Source organism: Pseudomonas sp. NPDC089547, from assembly GCF_050280665.1.
In the GTDB taxonomy this organism is placed as follows: domain Bacteria; phylum Pseudomonadota; class Gammaproteobacteria; order Pseudomonadales; family Pseudomonadaceae; genus Aquipseudomonas.
Genome location: NZ_JBNNVS010000003.1, coordinates 55,861 through 72,157, shown reverse-complemented (window position 1 = coordinate 72,157; position 16,297 = coordinate 55,861). Strand labels below are relative to the sequence as shown.

The window sequence follows — 16,297 nt, the reverse complement described above, 5'->3', positions numbered from 1 at the left end:
CATGTCGAAGTTCTTTATCGATCGCCCGATCTTCGCCTGGGTGATCGCCTTGGTGATCATGCTGGTCGGCGCCTTGTCGATCCTGAAGCTGCCGATCAACCAGTACCCCAGCATCGCGCCGCCGGCCATCGCCATCGCCGTGACCTACCCGGGCGCCTCGGCGCAAACCGTGCAGGACACCGTGGTTCAGGTGATCGAGCAGCAGCTCAACGGTATCGACAACCTGCGTTATGTGTCGTCGGAAAGTAACTCCGACGGCAGCATGACCATTACCGCTACCTTCGAGCAAGGCACCAACGCCGACACCGCGCAGGTGCAGGTACAGAACAAGCTGAACCTGGCTACCCCGCTGCTGCCGCAAGAAGTGCAGCAGCAAGGTATCCGTGTGACCAAGGCAGTCAAAAACTTCCTGTTGGTGATCGGCCTGGTGTCCGAAGACGGCAGCATGACCAAGGACGACCTGGCCAACTACATCGTCTCCAACATGCAGGACCCGATCTCGCGCACGGCCGGTGTGGGTGACTTCCAGGTGTTCGGTGCGCAGTACGCCATGCGTATCTGGCTCGATCCGGCCAAGCTGAACAAGTTCCAGCTGACCCCGGTCGACGTCAAGACCGCCGTGGCTGCGCAGAACGTGCAGGTGTCCTCCGGCCAGCTCGGTGGCCTCCCGGCCTTGCCGGGTACCCAGCTGAACGCCACCATTATCGGCAAGACCCGCCTGCAGACTGCCGAGCAGTTCGAAAAGATCCTGCTCAAGGTCAACAATGACGGCTCGCAAGTACGCCTGGGTGACGTAGCCCAGGTCGGCCTGGGCGGTGAAAACTACGCGGTCAGCGCCCAGTTCAACGGCAAGCCGGCTTCCGGCCTTGCGGTAAAACTGGCGACTGGTGCCAACGCCCTGGACACCGCCAAGGCACTGCGCCAGACCATCGCCGACCTGGAGCCGTTCTTCCCGCCTGGCGTGAAGGCTGTGTTCCCGTATGACACCACCCCGGTGGTCACCGAGTCGATCAGCGGCGTGATCCACACCCTGATCGAAGCCGTGGTCCTGGTGTTCCTGGTGATGTATCTGTTCCTGCAGAACTTCCGCGCCACCATCATCACCACCATGACCGTACCGGTGGTATTGCTGGGTACGTTCGGCATCCTTGCCGCCGCAGGCTTCAGCATCAACACCCTCACCATGTTCGCCATGGTGCTTGCCATCGGCTTGCTGGTGGACGATGCCATCGTCGTGGTGGAAAACGTCGAACGGGTCATGTCTGAAGAAGGCTTGCCGCCCAAAGAGGCGACCAAGCGCTCGATGGAGCAGATCCAGGGCGCCCTGGTGGGTATCGCCCTGGTGCTGTCGGCGGTACTGCTGCCCATGGCCTTCTTCGGTGGTTCCACAGGTGTGATCTACCGGCAGTTCTCCATCACCATCGTCTCGGCCATGGGCCTGTCGGTGCTGGTGGCGCTTATCTTCACACCGGCCCTGTGCGCCACCATGCTCAAGCCGCTGAAGAAGGGCGAGCACCATGTGGCCAAGCGTGGCTTCTTCGGATGGTTCAACCGCAACTTCGACCGCAGCGTAAACGGCTACGAGCGCAGTGTCGGCACCATCCTGCGCAACAAGGTGCCGTTCCTGCTGGCCTATGCACTGATCGTGGTCGGCATGATCTGGCTGTTCGCCCGCATCCCCACCGCGTTCCTGCCGGAAGAAGACCAGGGCGTACTGTTCGCCCAGGTGCAGACGCCGGCCGGTTCGAGCGCCGAGCGCACCCAGGTGGTCGTCGACCAGATGCGTGAGTACCTGCTGAAAGAAGAAGCCGACACGGTGGCCTCGGTGTTCACCGTCAACGGTTTCAACTTCGCCGGCCGTGGCCAGAGTTCGGGTATGGCGTTCATCATGCTCAAGCCGTGGGGCGAGCGTTCTGCCGAGAACAGTGTGTTCAACCTGGCCCAACGCGCCCAGCAGCACTTCTTCAGCTTCCGCGATGCGATGGTGTTCGCCTTCGCCCCGCCAGCAGTGCTCGAACTGGGTAACGCCACCGGCTTCGACGTGTTCCTGCAGGACCGCGGCGGTATTGGCCACGCGAAGTTGATGGAAGCGCGCAACCAGTTCCTGGCCAAGGCAGCACAAAGCAAAATCCTGATGGCTGTGCGCCCTAACGGCCTGAACGACGAGCCGCAGTACCAGCTGACCATTGATGACGAACGTGCCAGCGCCCTGGGCGTGACCATCGCCGACATCAACAACACCCTGTCGATTGCTTTGGGTGCCAGCTACGTCAACGACTTCATCGACCGCGGCCGGGTCAAGAAGGTGTACATCCAGGGCGAGCCAAACGCACGGATGAGCCCGGAAGACCTGCAGAAGTGGTATGTGCGCAATGGCGCTGGCGAGATGGTGCCGTTCTCCTCCTTCGCCAAGGGCGAATGGACCTACGGTTCGCCGAAGCTGTCGCGTTACAACGGTGTAGAGGCGATGGAAATCCTGGGTGCGCCAGCGCCAGGCTACAGTACCGGTGAAGCCATGGCCGAAGTCGAGCGCATTGCTGGCGAACTGCCAAGCGGCGTCGGCTTCTCCTGGACCGGCATGTCCTACGAGGAAAAACTCTCCGGTTCGCAAATGCCGGCGCTGTTTGCCCTCTCGGTCCTGTTCGTGTTCCTGTGCCTGGCAGCCCTGTACGAAAGCTGGTCGATCCCGATCGCCGTCGTCCTGGTGGTACCGCTGGGTATCATCGGTGCACTGATCGCCACCAGCCTGCGCGGCTTGTCCAACGACGTGTACTTCCTGGTCGGCCTGTTGACCACCATCGGCCTGGCGGCGAAGAACGCCATTCTGATCGTCGAGTTCGCCAAGGAGCTGCACGAGCAAGGCCGCAGCCTGTATGACGCGGCGATCGAGGCGTGCCGCATGCGTCTGCGCCCGATCATCATGACCTCGCTGGCATTCATCCTCGGCGTGGTACCGTTGACCATCGCCAGTGGCGCGGGCGCCGGTAGCCAGCATGCCATCGGTACCGGTGTAATTGGCGGCATGATCAGTGCGACCGTGCTGGCTATCTTCTGGGTACCTCTGTTCTTCGTCGCAGTGTCGTCGCTGTTCGGCAGCAAAGAGCCGGAAAAAGACGCCACCCCTGAAACTCCACGTTATGAGGCTGGGCAATGACCAAGTCTTTGTTGTCCCTGGCGGTAACCGCTTTCATTCTTGGCGGCTGCTCGCTGATCCCTGACTACCAGACCCCGGAATCGCCGGTGGCAGCGCAGTGGCCGCAAGGCCCTGCGTACTCGCCGACCCAGTCGGCAGACGTTGCCGCTGCCGAACAGGGCTGGCGCCAGTTCTTCCACGACCCGGCGCTGCAGCAGCTGATCCAGACGTCGCTGGTCAACAACCGCGACCTGCGCGTTGCGGCATTGAACATCGACGCCTACCGCGCGCAATACCGCATCCAGCGCGCCGACCTGTTCCCGGCGGTTTCGGCCACCGGCAGCGGCAGCCGCCAACGGGTGCCGGCGAACATGTCGCAAACCGGTGAATCGGGCATCACCAGCCAGTACTCGGCCACCCTGGGCGTCAGTGCCTATGAGCTGGACCTGTTCGGCCGCGTGCGCAGCCTGACCGAGCAAGCACTGGAAACCTACCTGTCCAGCGAGCAGGCACGTCGCTCCACGCAGATCGCCCTGGTGGCCAGCGTGGCCAACGCTTATTACACCTGGCAGGCCGACCAGGCGCTGTTCAAGCTGACCGAAGAAACGCTGAAGACCTACGAGGAAAGCTACAACCTCACCCGTCGCAGCAATGAAGTCGGCGTGGCTTCGGCACTGGATGTGAGCCAGGCCCGCACCGCCGTGGAAGGCGCACGGGTCAAGTACTCGCAGTACCAGCGCCTGGTCGCCCAGGACGTCAACAGCCTGACCGTGCTGCTGGGCACCGGCATTCCGGCCGACCTGGCCAAGCCGCTGCAGCTGGATGCCGACCAGCTGGCCGAAGTACCCGCCGGCCTGCCGTCGGACATCCTTCAGCGTCGCCCGGACATCCAGGAAGCAGAGCACTTGCTCAAGGCCGCCAACGCCAACATCGGCGCCGCCCGTGCAGCGTTCTTCCCCAGCATCAGCCTCACAGCCAATGCGGGCAGCCTGAGCCCCGACATGGGTCACCTGTTCGCAGGTGGCCAAGGCACCTGGCTGTTCCAGCCGCAGATCAACCTGCCGATCTTCAACGCTGGCAGCCTGAAAGCCAGCCTGGACTACTCGAAGATCCAGAAGGACATCAACGTCGCCAAGTACGAAAAAACCATCCAGACCGCCTTCCAGGAAGTCTCCGATGGCCTGGCGGCGCGCAAGACCTTCGAAGAGCAGTTGCAGGCGCAGCGCGACCTGGTGCAGGCGAACCAGGACTACTACCGCCTGGCCGAACGCCGCTACCGCATCGGTATCGACAGCAACCTGACCTTCCTCGACGCCCAGCGCAACCTGTTCAGCGCGCAGCAGTCGCTGATTACCGACCGCCTGTCGCAGCTGACTAGCGAGGTCAACCTGTACAAGGCGCTTGGCGGTGGCTGGTATGAGCAGACCGGGCAGGCCAACCAGCAGGCATCGGTGGAAGCACCGAAAGGCTGATTGAGCTTGTAGCAGCATCAAGCCCACCCTCGCGGTGGGCTTTTTGTTTTATGTTGCCAGTGCCGGCCTCTTCGCGGGCTTGCCCGCTCCCACAGGGTCCTCACAGTTTCAAAGGCTGTGGTGATCCTGTGGGAGCGGGCAAGCCCGCGAAGAGGCCGGTACTGGCAACTAATTAACCAACTGGAACATTCCGTTCGATTATCGCCCCGTTCCGTTTGCGGCGAATTGCCTCACCCCTGCGCTACCGCGCACCATCCCCCCACGCAACGTTGCCCAAGTTCATCAAAAAAGCCCCGCACCTGCAGGCCGCATCCTGCAGCGCACCGGCTCACCCATAAAAACAAGAGATCCACGACAGATGAGCACTTCGCACACCGCACGCCAGCTGCTGCCCGGCCTGTTGGCCATGTCCTGCGCCTTCCCCCTGTTCGCCGCAGAGGGCGGTTTCATGGAGGACGCCAAGGCCACGCTTAACCTGCGTAACTTCTACATCAACCGCAACTTCGTCGACCCGGCTCACCCACAGGCCAAGGCCGAAGAATGGACGCAAAGTTTCATTCTCGACGCCCGCTCCGGCTTCACTCAAGGCACCGTCGGCTTCGGGGTGGACGTGTTAGGCATGTACTCGGTCAAGCTCGACGGCGGCAAAGGCACCACCAACACGCACCTGCTGCCCGTGCACGACGACGGCCGCCCGGCTGATGACTTTGGTCGCCTGGGTGTAGCGCTGAAAGCCAAGCTGTCGGAAACCGAGCTGAAAGTCGGTGAATGGATGCCAGTGTTACCCATCCTGCGCTCGGACGATGGCCGCTCGCTGCCGCAGACCTTCCGTGGTGGCCAGCTGACCTCCAAGGAGATTGCCGGCCTGACGCTGTACGCCGGCCAGTTCCGCGGCAACAGCCCGCGCAACGACGCCAGCATGGAAGACATGTCGATGACCGGCAAAGGCGCGTTCACCTCCGATCGCTTCAACTTTGGCGGTGGCGAGTACACCTTCAATGACAAGCGCACCATGATCGGCCTGTGGGATGCCCAGCTCAAAGACATCTACCGCCAGCAATACCTCAACCTGACGCACAGCCAGCCGCTGGGCGACTGGACCCTGGGCGCCAACCTGGGCTACTTCATCGGCAAGGAAGACGGCGCAGAGCGCGCCGGCAAGCTGGACAACCGCACCGCCTCCGCCATGCTTTCGGCGCGCTACCAAGGCCACACCGTCTACGTGGGCTTGCAGAAGGTCAGCGGTGACGATGCCTGGATGCGGGTCAACGGCACCAGTGGCGGTACCCTGGCCAACGACAGCTACAACTCCAGCTTCGACAATGCCAAGGAGCGGTCCTGGCAGGTGCGCCATGACTTCAACTTCGCGACCGTTGGCGTGCCTGGGCTGACCCTGATGAACCGCTACATCAAGGGCGACAACGTTACCGTGGGCAGCGTGGATGATGGCAAGGAATGGGCACGGGAGACCGAACTGGCGTACGTGGTGCAGTCGGGCAGCTTCAAGGACCTGTCGGTGAAATGGCGCAACTCCACCATGCGTCGGGACTTCAGCACCAACGCGTTCGATGAGAACCGCCTGATTGTCAGCTACCCGCTGAATCTCCTTTAAATTCTTCGCGGGCAAGCCCGCTCCCACAGGGATTGCACCAGTCTTGAATCGTGCGCCCTAGCTGTGGGAGCGGGCTTGCCCGCGAAGAGGCCAGAAGCCCTTGTAAATAACTATAAGAAATAACTAAATCCATAAACCTTCTTTGACGACATAAGCTGTAACAGCTTGAATAGGCCCCTGACCCCCGCCCCAGAGCCGTGACATGGACCTCCGCCAGCTGCGCTACTTCATCGCCCTCACCGAATACCGCAGTTTCGTCCGTGCCGCCGAGGCCATGGGCATTACCCAACCCGCCTTCAGCCGCGCCATCCAAGGCCTGGAACACACCTTCGGCTGCCCGCTGGTCGACCGCGCCAGCAAAGCCCTGCCACCCACCCCCGAGGGCCTGGTGGTATTGCAACATGCACGCCGCCTGGTACAGGGTGCCGCGCAACTGAGCAACGAAGTGCTGCAAATGACCAAGCTCGACGCCGGCGAGCTGCATTTCGGCAGTGGCCCGGCGCTTGCCGTGCGCCTGGTCCCGGACGCCTTGCGCCACTTCATCGAGCGCCATCCGGGCATCCGCACCTCGCTGCTGGTGGACAATGCCGAACGCCTGGGTCAGGCCCTGCGCCGTGAACAGATCGAGTTTTTCGTCGACGATATCCGCCCGTTCGAAGCCGACCCCTACTTCCACACCGAGCCCCTGTCGCCACGCCCCGGCCTGTTTTTCTGCCGCCCGGGCCACCCGTTGCTGGCCAAGGACAGCCTGTCGACCAACGACTTGTTCAGCTACCCACTTGCCAGTGCCCTGCTAGCTCCCGGTGTGCGCAAACGCCTGGCCAACCTCAGTGGGCGCAGCGACTTCACCCCGCACCTGCAAACCGAACACCTGGCGGTGCTGCGCAGTGTTGTGCAGGCCAGCGATGCGGTTGGCACTGCCAGCGAAGAGGCGGTGGCCGAAGACCTGGCTGCCGGCACACTGGTGCGCCTGCACTGGCGCAACCTGCCGCCGGCGCTGGAGGTGCTGAGCGTGCGTTGCGGGGTGGTCAGCCGTAGCGGTTACCGGCTGTCGCCTGCAGCGCGGGCGATGATAGACACATTGGTGGGGCTGGATACGCCAGTACGGGCTGCTGCCATTCGCTGAGCTGATGATAGTGGTGGCTGCGGGCTATCCTGATCACTATCCAGTACAGGCAAAACAACACTGAACAGGTAGGCACAACAATGAAAAACCTCGTCGACCACCTGAGCCAATACGCCAGCTACCACCGCGACCCACGCAACATCGCCACCCACTTCGTCGGCATCCCCATGATCGTGCTGGCAGTCACCATCCTGCTGTCGCGCCCAGGCTGGGAGATGGCTGGCATGTGGCTATCCCCTGCCCTGCTGGCAGCGGCGGCCTCGGTGTGGTTCTACCTGCGCCTGGACCTGCGCTTCGGGCTGGTGATGGGGCTGTTGCTGGGCCTGTGCCTATGGGTCGGCCAGGTGCTGGCCGTACAGACAACAGCGCTATGGCTCAGCGCCGGGCTGGGGGCATTCGTAGTGGGCTGGGTCATCCAGTTCGTCGGCCATTACTACGAAGGCCGCAAACCTGCATTTGTCGACGATGTCAGCGGCCTGATCATCGGGCCGCTGTTCGTGGTGGCAGAAGCAGCATTCATGCTGGGCCTGTGCCCGGCCCTGAAGCGCGCTGTCGAAGCCAACGCAGGGCCGGTGGCCGTGCGCGCCCTGTAAAAACTTACGCGGTCTCTGTGGGAGCGGGCGTGCCCGCGAACACCGGCAGCGCCGGTGCCATCCACCGCGTCGCCAGTTTCGCGGGCACGCCCGCTCCCACAACAGTCAGCTGCGCGATTCTACGCCCAGCTCATCCCACACCGACTCGGCCATGTGGAACGTGGCGTTGGCCGCCGGAATGCCGCAATAGATCGCGCTCTGCATCAGCACTTCCTTGATCTCGTCACGGGTCACGCCGTTATTGGCCGCCGCACGCAGGTGCAGTTTCAGCTCGTCGTTGCGGTTCATGCCGATCAGCATGGCGATGGTGATCAGGCTGCGGGTATGGCGCGGCAGGCCCGGGCGGGTCCAGATATCCCCCCAGGCGTGGCGGGTGATCATCTCCTGGAACTCGCCGTTGAAGTCGTTGAGCTTTTCCAGGCTGCGGTCCACGTGGGCATCGCCAAGTACCGCACGGCGTACTTGCATGCCGGCGTCGTAACGTTGTTTCTCGTCCATGGCGTTGTCCTCAGTGAGCCAGCAGGAAGTCGAGCACACGGCGGCTGAAGGCCTCACCGATTTCGACGTTGGACAGGTGCGCCGCCGGGAAGTCGACGTACTCGGCACCATTGATGCCAGCCTGCATGAAGCGGCCATGCTCGGGGGTGGTGACCACGTCTTCGGTACCGGCCACGATCAGCGCCGGTACCTGGATGCGGCCCAGTTGCTCACGGTAATCGGCATCACGCACCGCTGCACAGTTGCCGGCATAGCCCTGCGGGCTGGTTTGCGCCAGCATCTGGCAAATGCGCTGGGCCTGCTCTGGTTGGGCCTGGGCAAAGCCCGGAGTGAACCAGCGGGCGATGGAGGCATCGCGCAGGTCGACCATGGCCTGCTGGCCACCTTTGAGCACGGTGTCGATACGGGTGTTCCACACCTCGTCATTGGCGATCTTGGCGGCGGTGTTGCACAGGGTCAGGCTGTGCAGGCGTTCACCGGCGTTGATGCCCAGCCACTGGCCGATCAGGCCGCCCATCGAAAGGCCGACGAAATGCGCTTTCTGGATATCCAGGCCATCGAGCAGGGCCAGCACGTCGCGGCCCAGCTGTTCGATGCTGTAGGGGCCTTCGGTGACCAACGAGGCACCGTGGCCACGGGTGTCGTAGCGCAGCACACGCAAGTGCTGGCTCCACAGCGGAATCTGGGTGTCCCACATGCCCAGGTCGGTGCCCAGCGAGTTGGACAGGACCAACACCGGGGCGTTCTCCGGGCCATCGATCTGGTAGTTCAAAACGCCATCGGCCAGTTGCAAATGCGCCACAGCAGTCTCCTTCAGGCAGTGAAATGTTGATGTTCGGATACGGCACGCGCCACCCAGACGCGGGCCTGGCCCAGATAATGGGCAGGGTCGAGCAGGCGATCGAGTTCCTCGGCAGACAGCTCGGCGCTGACCTGCGGTTCGTCACCCAGCACGGCACGCAGGTGGCGCTGTTCGGCCACTGCACGCTGGCAGCATTGCTCCAGCAAGTGGTGGGCGCGGTCGCGGCCCAGGCGCTGGGCAAGGACGATGCTCACCGCTTCGGCCAGCACCAACCCTTGGGTCAGGTCGAGGTTACGGCGCATGCGCGCTGCATCCACTTCCATGCCTTCGGCAATCACCTGGGCCTGGCGCAGCGCGCCGGAGACCAGGCAGCAGATATCCGGCAGGGTTTCCCACTCGGCATGCCACAGGCCCAGGCTGCGCTCGTGCTCCTGAGGCATGGCGGCGAACAGGGTCGACACCAGGCCAGGCACACGGGTGGCAGCGCCAATCAGTACCGCCGCGCCCACAGGGTTACGCTTGTGCGGCATGGTGGAAGACCCCCCCTTGCCCGGCGCGGAAGGCTCGAACACCTCCCCCGCCTCGGTCTGCATCAGTAAGCTGATATCGCGGCCAAACTTGCCTAGGCTACCGGCCACCAGGCCCAGCACCGAGCCAAACTCCACCAGGCGGTCGCGCTGGGTATGCCAGGGTTGCTCAGGCAGGGTCAGCTTCAGTTGCTCGGCCAGCGCCTCGGCCACCGGCATCGCTTTGCTGCCCAGGGCGGCCAGGCTGCCCGAAGCGCCGCCGAACTGCAGTACCAACAGGCGCGGGCGCAGTTCCCTCAGGCGCTGGCGGTGGCGGGTCAATGCCCCCAGCACGCCGGCCAGTTTCATGCCCAGGGTCACCGGGGTAGCATGTTGCAGCCAGGTGCGGCCCACCAAGGGCGTATCGGCATGCTTCAAGGCCTGCTGCGACAGGGTATTGGCCAGCTTGCCCAGGTCGGCTTCGATCAGGTCGAGGGCATCGCGCAGTTGCAGCACCAGCCCGGTGTCCATCGCGTCCTGGCTGGTGGCACCCAGGTGCACGTAGCGCTCAGCCTCGGGCACGCCACTGGCAATCACCTTGCCCAACGCCTTCACCAACGGGATCGCCGAGTTGCCAGCAGTGGCGATGGCATTGGCCAGCGCGCCAACGTCATAGCGCTCGGCCTGGCACGCCGCCTCGATGGCAGCCACGGCGCTGTGCGGCACCAGCCCGGCAGCGGCTTCGGCGCGGGCCAGCGCGGCCTCGAAATCGAGCATGCCCTGCAAGCGGCCACGGTCGGAGAAAATCTCGCGCATGGCCGGCGCGGTGAAGTAGGCGTCGAACAGTTGATTGGTCATGCCACGTCCTTAATCATCGTGGTGCAGGTATGCCGCCTGCTTCGGCAGGCGCAGGCTGAACAGGAAGGCAATCGCCATCATGGCCGTCACGTACCAGTAGAAAGTGTTTTCCATGCCCAGGGTCTTCAGGCCAAGGGCGACGTACTCAGCGGAGCCGCCGAATGCCGCGTTGGCGACTGCATAGGCCAGGCCCACACCTAGCGCACGCACTTGTGGCGGGAACATCTCGGCCTTCACCAGGCCGCTGATCGAGGTGTAGAAACTGACAATACACAACGCCAGGCTGATCAACACGAAGGCCATGAACGGGCTGGTCACGGTTTTCAGCGCCATCAGCAGCGGCACGGTGCACAGGGTACCCAAGGCGCCGAACAGCAGCATCGAATTGCGCCGGCCAATACGGTCGGACAACATGCCGAAGAACGGCTGCAGCACCATGAACAGGAACAGCGCGCCGGTCATCACATAGCTGGCGTTCTTCGCGGTCATGCCGGCAGTGTTGACCAGGTACTTCTGCATGTAAGTGGTGAAGGTGTAGAAGATCAGCGAGCCGCCGGCGGTGTAGCCGAGCACGGTAACAAAGGCTGCTGCGTGATTGCGGAACAGGCCCTTGATGGTGCCGGCATCCTTGTCCTGGCGTGTTTCGGCGCTGCTGGTCTCGTGCAGCGAGCGGCGCAGCATCAGCGAGATCAGCGCGGCGATGGCGCCCACCACGAAGGGGATACGCCAGCCCCAGGCACGCAGTTCATCTTCAGTGAGCAACTGTTGCAGGATCACCACCACCAGCACCGCCAGCAACTGGCCGCCGATCAAGGTGACGTACTGAAACGAAGCAAAGAAGCCGCGCTGACCGCGCAGGGCCACTTCACTCATGTAGGTGGCCGTGGTGCCGTACTCGCCGCCCACCGACAGGCCCTGGATCAGGCGGGCCAGCAACAGCAGCGCCGGTGCCCAGGTGCCAATGCTGGCATAGGTAGGCAGGCAGGCGATCATCAGGGAGCCGAAGCACATCATCAGCACCGAGATCATCAGGGAATTCTTGCGACCATGGCGGTCAGCGAGGCGGCCAAAAATCCAACCACCGATAGGACGCATCAGGAAGCCAGCGGCGAATACCCCCGCCGTGTTCAACAGCTGTACGGTCGGGTCGTCGGAGGGGAAGAAGGCCGGGGCAAAGTAGATGGCGCAGAAGGCGTAGACGTAGAAGTCGAACCATTCCACCAGGTTGCCTGATGAGGCACCAACGATAGCGAAGATACGCTTGCTGCGTTCTTCGCCGGTGTAATAGGTTGAGGTCATGACGGGTTTACTCCTGGAGGGTCCTAGGTAAGTCTAGACATACCTGGTAACACACTCGTTCCGCTTTGAAGCTGGCAATTGGCCTTGAGTCGAACATACCGGCCTCTTCGCGGGCACGCCCGCTCCCACAGCGGGAGGCGTGGTTCCCCTGTGGGAGCGGGCGTGCCCGCGAAGAGGCCGGTACAGGTCAAACCCGCTCGATGGCCAAAGCCAGACCCTGGCCAACCCCTACACACATGGTCGCCAGGCCCTTACGCCCGCCACTTTTCTCCAATTGGTGCAGCGCAGTCAGCACCAGGCGCGCCCCGCTCATGCCCAGCGGGTGGCCCAAGGCGATTGCGCCGCCGTTAGGGTTCACCTGCGGCGCATCATCGGCCACACCCAGCTCACGCAGCACCGCCAAACCTTGGCTGGCGAACGCTTCGTTAAGCTCGATCACATCAAAATCGTTTACCGCCACACCCAGGCGCTCGGTCAGCTTGCGCACCGCCGGCACCGGGCCAATGCCCATAACCCGTGGTGCAACACCGCCGCTGGCCATGCCCAGTACCCGGGCACGCGGGGTCAGGCCGTGCTTCTTGACTGCTTCCGCCGACGCCAGGATCAGCGCAGCAGCACCGTCGTTCACGCCCGAGGCGTTGCCAGCGGTGACGGTCTTGTCCGGGCCGTTGACCGGTTTGAGCTTGGTCAATGCCTCGAGCGTGGTTTCCGGGCGCAGGTGCTCGTCACGCTCGACGATGATTTCGCCCTTCTTGTGCGCGATGCGCACCGGCACGATCTCTTCGGCAAAAAAACCGGCAGCCTGTGCGGCTGCAGCTTTCTGCTGGCTGCGCAGGGCAAAAGCGTCCTGGTCAGCGCGGGAAACCTGGTAGTCATCGGCCACGTTGTCGGCAGTTTCCGGCATGGAGTCCACGCCGTACTGGCTCTTCATCAGCGGGTTGATGAAGCGCCAGCCGATGGTGGTGTCTTCCAGCTTCATGTTGCGCGAATAGCCGCTTTCGGCTTTGCCCATGACGAACGGCGCACGCGACATCGACTCGACGCCGCCAGCAATCGCCAGCTCCATTTCGCCACTGGCAATGGCGCGGAAAGCGGTGCCGATGGCATCCATGCCCGACGCGCACAGGCGGTTCAGGGTGACGCCCGGGATGCTGTCGGGCAAGCCGGCCAGCAGCAGCGCCATGCGCGCTACGTTGCGGTTGTCTTCACCGGCCTGGTTGGCACAGCCGAAGAACACTTCGTCAACCTGGTCCCACTGCACAGTCGGGTTGCGCTCAATCAGCGCTTTCAACGGCACGGCAGCCAGGTCGTCGGCACGCACACCCGCCAACGCGCCGCCGAAGCGGCCGATCGGGGTGCGGATGGCGTCACAGATAAATACGTCGCGCATTAGGCTTCTCCTGCCACTGGCCATGGGCCGCGGCGGTACGTTTGGAGGCTACTGGTCAGGGTGCTTCGGTGAGCTCAGATTAAGGAGACAGGCGGGTGGCTTACAATCCGATAATCGACTATTTGTGCGATTAACGAACAATTTGTTGCCTTGCTAACCTTAAATCAACGCGCTGCAAGGGGCCGCAAAGCGGCCCCGCATACTGCTCAGGTCGCGTCCGCGTGGCTCACCAGCCCTTTCACGATCACACCCACGGTCGCCAGTGCGGCAGGCACCAGCAGCGCGGTCAGCACCTGCTCGAAATTCCAGCCCAGGCCCAGCAGTGTCGCGCCACTCCAGGCGCCGAGGATCGCGCCAAACCGGCCAATACCCAGCATCCACGATACACCGGTGGCCCGGCCCTGGGTCGGGTAGAAGCGTGCCGCCAGTGACGGCATCGCCGACTGCGCCCCGTTCACGCACATGCCGGCAATCAGCACCAGCGTGGCCAGCACGGTGATGTTGCCCAGGCTCTGCCCCACTGCGTAGGCAAATACCCCGGCCAGCAGATAGAAGATGCCGATCACCTTGTGCGGGTTGAAGCGGTCCATGGCCCAGCCCACACCCACAGCACTCAGCACACCGCCAAACTGGAACAGCGCACCGATGAACGCGGCCTGCTCCATGCTCGCGCCGCTGTCACGCATCAGGGTTGGCAGCCAGCTGGTCAGCAGGTACACGATCACCAGGCCCATGAAATAGGTCAGCCACAGCAGCACGGTGCCCAGGCCATAAGTGCCGGAGAAAATGACGGCAAACACGTTGCGTGCTGCAACGGCCTTCTGCTCTGGCACGCTGAAGCTGCCCGCTTCGGCCACCACGTGCGGCGCGATGGGTGACAGGGTCTTGCGCACCTTGTCGGTACCGCGGTTGCGCACCACCAGGAACCGTGCCGACTCCGGCAGCCATACCATCAATACCAACGCCAGCAGCAATGGCAGCACGCCACCGATCACCAGCAGGCTGTGCCAGCCATAGGCCGGGATCATTTTGGCGGAAATGAAGCCACCACCGGCCATGCCCAGGTTGAAGCCGCAGAACATGCTGGTCACCAGCAGCGACTTCAGGCGCTCGGGGGTGTACTCGGACAGCAGCGTGGTAGCGTTGGGCATGCCCGCACCCAGGCCCAGGCCGGTCAGGAAGCGCAGCACCAGCAGCTGGTCAACGTTGGTGGCGTAGGCCGAGGCCAGGCTGAAGCCGCCAAACACCAGCACTGCACCTACCAGCACGCCCTTGCGGCCGAAGCGGTCAGCCAGCGGCCCGGAGCCCAGGGCGCCGAACACCATGCCGATCAACGCGGCACTCATTACCGGGCCGAGGCTGGCGCGGTCTATCCCCCACTCCTGCGACAGCGCCGGGGCGATAAAGCCCATGGCGGCGGTGTCCAGGCCATCGAGGAAGACAATCAGGAAGCACAACAGCACAACCCGCCATTGATAGCGGGACAAAGGCTGCTGATTGATGAACGACTGAACGTCGAGGCTTTTGCCGACGCTGTTTTGCGCTTGGTTCATTGTTGTTATCCAGAATGTAGGGCACAGCCAGACCACTGCACACGGGCAACCGGCACAGAGGGCGATGATTGGGGAATATGGCCTGCGTCAGCCTGGATACAACGGAACTGCGCGCGGGTGCGGCCGCGGCAGCGAGGGGACAGTATTCATGGTAAGTGCCTCTTATGTTTTTCTTGTTCGGTCGGCAGGGCCGACCGTTGCGAGAAACATTAATCAGCGGGCGCTGGTGAAGCAATTCACCCGGAACGACACTGTGCGTTTATCGCACAAGAAACGGTTTTGCCTGTTCAATTTTTGAATGGGGCGCTGTGCGCCCCCCGGCATTCTCAGCCAAACAACTGATGGCAGAGGTCGCGGCTGGCAGCCAGCAAAATCGGCAGGAAACGTTGCTCCAGCTCGCTACGCGTCACCCGCCCGACATGGGTGCTCACGTTCAACGCCGCCAGCACCTGCCCCGATGCGTCATAGATCGGCACTGCAATCGAACGCAGCCCCTGCTCCAGCTCCTGGTCCACCACGCACCAGCCTTGGGCCCGCACCTGCTGGATGCAGGCGAACAGTGACTCAGGGTCATTCAGGGTGCGGCTGGTGCGCGCCTTCAGGTCTGCGCGCTCCAGGTACTCACGCAGGCTGGTGTCGTCCATCGCCGCCAGCAGAATGCGCCCCATCGATGTGCAATAGGCCGGCAGGCGCCCGCCCACCGACAGGTCGACCGATATCAGCCGCTCGACCGTGGCCGAACGGGCTATATAAAGAATGTCGTCACCTTCGAGGGTGGCCATGTTGGCGGCCTCGTGCAGTTGATCACTGATACGGTCCAGATATGGCTGCGCAGAAATCGCCAACGGCGTCGACGACAGGTAGGCATGCCCCAGCGTCAGCACTTTGGGCAACAACGAATAGGTACGCCCGTCGGTGGTGGCGTAACCCAGCTTGATCAACGTGTGCAGGCACCGGCGCACCGCTGCGCGCGGGATTTCGGTGCGGTGGCTGATCTGGGCGATGGTCAGGTGGCGCTTGCGCTCCTGGAAAGCCTGGATCACGGCCAGGCCACGTGCCAGGGAGGTCATGAAATCCGGGTCGCCGGTAAACGCCTGAATGCGCTTGGCGGGGGAGGCCACGATCGGTGGTGCCATGGCCGAAGCGGGTCGCGCAGGCTCCGGATTGACGGAATCGTTGGCCAGGGTTTCGTCACTCATCGCACACCTCAAAAAAAACGCCCATTCGTGCGATTATCGAACAAACGGCCGATAATCGCAATTGACCGCCGACACTTTTGCTTATACCTTTCTCTGGCCACTTGTGGCTTCTTTGGAGAGACTGGTCAGGTACCCACCGTAGAAGTCCCCAGGCAACGGCCTCGCCTTTTGGCGAGGCCGTTTTTCATTCGGGCCTTGCCCCGCATTGCAGCGAACTTTTATCCGCCATGCCTTTCAAACATGTACGAAGGGTGCA

General features: G+C 63.0%; 12 protein-coding genes. 5 read left to right on the top strand and 7 right to left on the bottom strand.

Annotation, left to right across the window (positions count from 1 at the left end; translation table 11 throughout):
* The first annotated feature begins 1 nt into the window (after position 1).
* From ttgB to ACQKPZ_RS03060, 5 genes are all read left to right on the top strand, one after another.
* Positions 2-3,154, top strand: coding sequence for a multidrug efflux RND transporter permease subunit TtgB (gene ttgB / locus ACQKPZ_RS03080; RefSeq protein WP_391132175.1), 3,153 nt, complete (start codon positions 2-4; stop codon positions 3,152-3,154).
* The gene (locus tag ACQKPZ_RS03075; RefSeq protein WP_427535482.1) at positions 3,151-4,605 is read left to right on the top strand and encodes an AdeC/AdeK/OprM family multidrug efflux complex outer membrane factor; all 1,455 of its coding nucleotides are present in this window, start codon (positions 3,151-3,153) and stop codon (positions 4,603-4,605) included. Before ttgB ends, ACQKPZ_RS03075 begins: the two co-directional genes overlap by 4 nt.
* Positions 4,606-4,963: 358 nt before the next feature.
* Entirely contained in the window at positions 4,964-6,217 is a 1,254-nt protein-coding gene (locus ACQKPZ_RS03070; protein ID WP_427535481.1) for an OprD family porin, read from the top strand.
* A gap of 202 nt (positions 6,218-6,419) precedes the next feature.
* Positions 6,420-7,343, top strand: coding sequence for a LysR family transcriptional regulator (locus ACQKPZ_RS03065; RefSeq protein WP_427535479.1), 924 nt, complete (start codon positions 6,420-6,422; stop codon positions 7,341-7,343).
* Positions 7,344-7,423: 80 nt separating this feature from the next.
* Entirely contained in the window at positions 7,424-7,936 is a 513-nt protein-coding gene (locus ACQKPZ_RS03060; RefSeq protein ID WP_427535478.1) for a DUF962 domain-containing protein, read from the top strand.
* 105 nt (positions 7,937-8,041) lie between these two features.
* Here ACQKPZ_RS03060 and pcaC read toward each other — a convergent pair whose 3' ends face one another.
* From pcaC to pcaR, 7 genes are all read right to left on the bottom strand, one after another.
* Positions 8,042-8,434 carry a 4-carboxymuconolactone decarboxylase gene (gene pcaC / locus ACQKPZ_RS03055; protein ID WP_012273983.1) on the bottom strand — a complete coding sequence of 131 codons (393 nt, stop codon included), beginning with the start codon at positions 8,432-8,434 and terminating at the stop codon, positions 8,042-8,044.
* A gap of 10 nt (positions 8,435-8,444) precedes the next feature.
* Positions 8,445-9,236 (bottom strand): 3-oxoadipate enol-lactonase, encoded by a 792-nt coding sequence (pcaD, locus tag ACQKPZ_RS03050; protein ID WP_391132186.1) that lies wholly within the window; start codon positions 9,234-9,236, stop codon positions 8,445-8,447.
* Between the two features lie 11 nt (positions 9,237-9,247).
* Positions 9,248-10,600: a 3-carboxy-cis,cis-muconate cycloisomerase gene (locus tag ACQKPZ_RS03045; protein WP_427535476.1), complete on the bottom strand. Its 1,353-nt coding sequence runs from the start codon at positions 10,598-10,600 to the stop codon at positions 9,248-9,250.
* A 9-nt stretch (positions 10,601-10,609) separates the two neighbouring features.
* Positions 10,610-11,899 (bottom strand): MFS family transporter, encoded by a 1,290-nt coding sequence (locus ACQKPZ_RS03040; protein WP_025753926.1) that lies wholly within the window; start codon positions 11,897-11,899, stop codon positions 10,610-10,612.
* A 187-nt stretch (positions 11,900-12,086) separates the two neighbouring features.
* Complete coding sequence (pcaF, locus tag ACQKPZ_RS03035; protein ID WP_391132190.1) at positions 12,087-13,289, bottom strand: 3-oxoadipyl-CoA thiolase; 1,203 nt, start codon at positions 13,287-13,289, stop codon at positions 12,087-12,089.
* 206 nt (positions 13,290-13,495) lie between these two features.
* Entirely contained in the window at positions 13,496-14,842 is a 1,347-nt protein-coding gene (locus tag ACQKPZ_RS03030) for an MFS transporter (RefSeq protein WP_391132192.1), read from the bottom strand.
* A gap of 326 nt (positions 14,843-15,168) precedes the next feature.
* On the bottom strand, positions 15,169-16,041 hold the full coding sequence (gene pcaR, locus ACQKPZ_RS03025) for a pca regulon transcriptional regulator PcaR (protein WP_427535474.1): 873 nt from the start codon (positions 16,039-16,041) through the stop codon (positions 15,169-15,171).
* Positions 16,042-16,297 lie beyond the last annotated feature (256 nt).

What these genes read in the sequence shown, in the direction of transcription:
- ttgB (WP_391132175.1), top strand. Translation starts at nt 2, where the DNA reads ATGTCGAAGTTCTTTATCGATCGCCCGATCTTCGCCTGGGTGATCGCC.
- ACQKPZ_RS03060 (WP_427535478.1), top strand. Translation starts at nt 7,424, where the DNA reads ATGAAAAACCTCGTCGACCACCTGAGCCAATACGCCAGCTACCACCGC.
- ACQKPZ_RS03075 (WP_427535482.1), top strand. Translation starts at nt 3,151, where the DNA reads ATGACCAAGTCTTTGTTGTCCCTGGCGGTAACCGCTTTCATTCTTGGC.
- pcaC (WP_012273983.1), bottom strand. Translation starts at nt 8,434, where the DNA reads ATGGACGAGAAACAACGTTACGACGCCGGCATGCAAGTACGCCGTGCG.
- pcaF (WP_391132190.1), bottom strand. Translation starts at nt 13,289, where the DNA reads ATGCGCGACGTATTTATCTGTGACGCCATCCGCACCCCGATCGGCCGC.
- ACQKPZ_RS03065 (WP_427535479.1), top strand. Translation starts at nt 6,420, where the DNA reads ATGGACCTCCGCCAGCTGCGCTACTTCATCGCCCTCACCGAATACCGC.
- pcaR (WP_427535474.1), bottom strand. Translation starts at nt 16,041, where the DNA reads ATGAGTGACGAAACCCTGGCCAACGATTCCGTCAATCCGGAGCCTGCG.
- ACQKPZ_RS03070 (WP_427535481.1), top strand. Translation starts at nt 4,964, where the DNA reads ATGAGCACTTCGCACACCGCACGCCAGCTGCTGCCCGGCCTGTTGGCC.
- ACQKPZ_RS03030 (WP_391132192.1), bottom strand. Translation starts at nt 14,842, where the DNA reads ATGAACCAAGCGCAAAACAGCGTCGGCAAAAGCCTCGACGTTCAGTCG.
- ACQKPZ_RS03040 (WP_025753926.1), bottom strand. Translation starts at nt 11,899, where the DNA reads ATGACCTCAACCTATTACACCGGCGAAGAACGCAGCAAGCGTATCTTC.
- ACQKPZ_RS03045 (WP_427535476.1), bottom strand. Translation starts at nt 10,600, where the DNA reads ATGACCAATCAACTGTTCGACGCCTACTTCACCGCGCCGGCCATGCGC.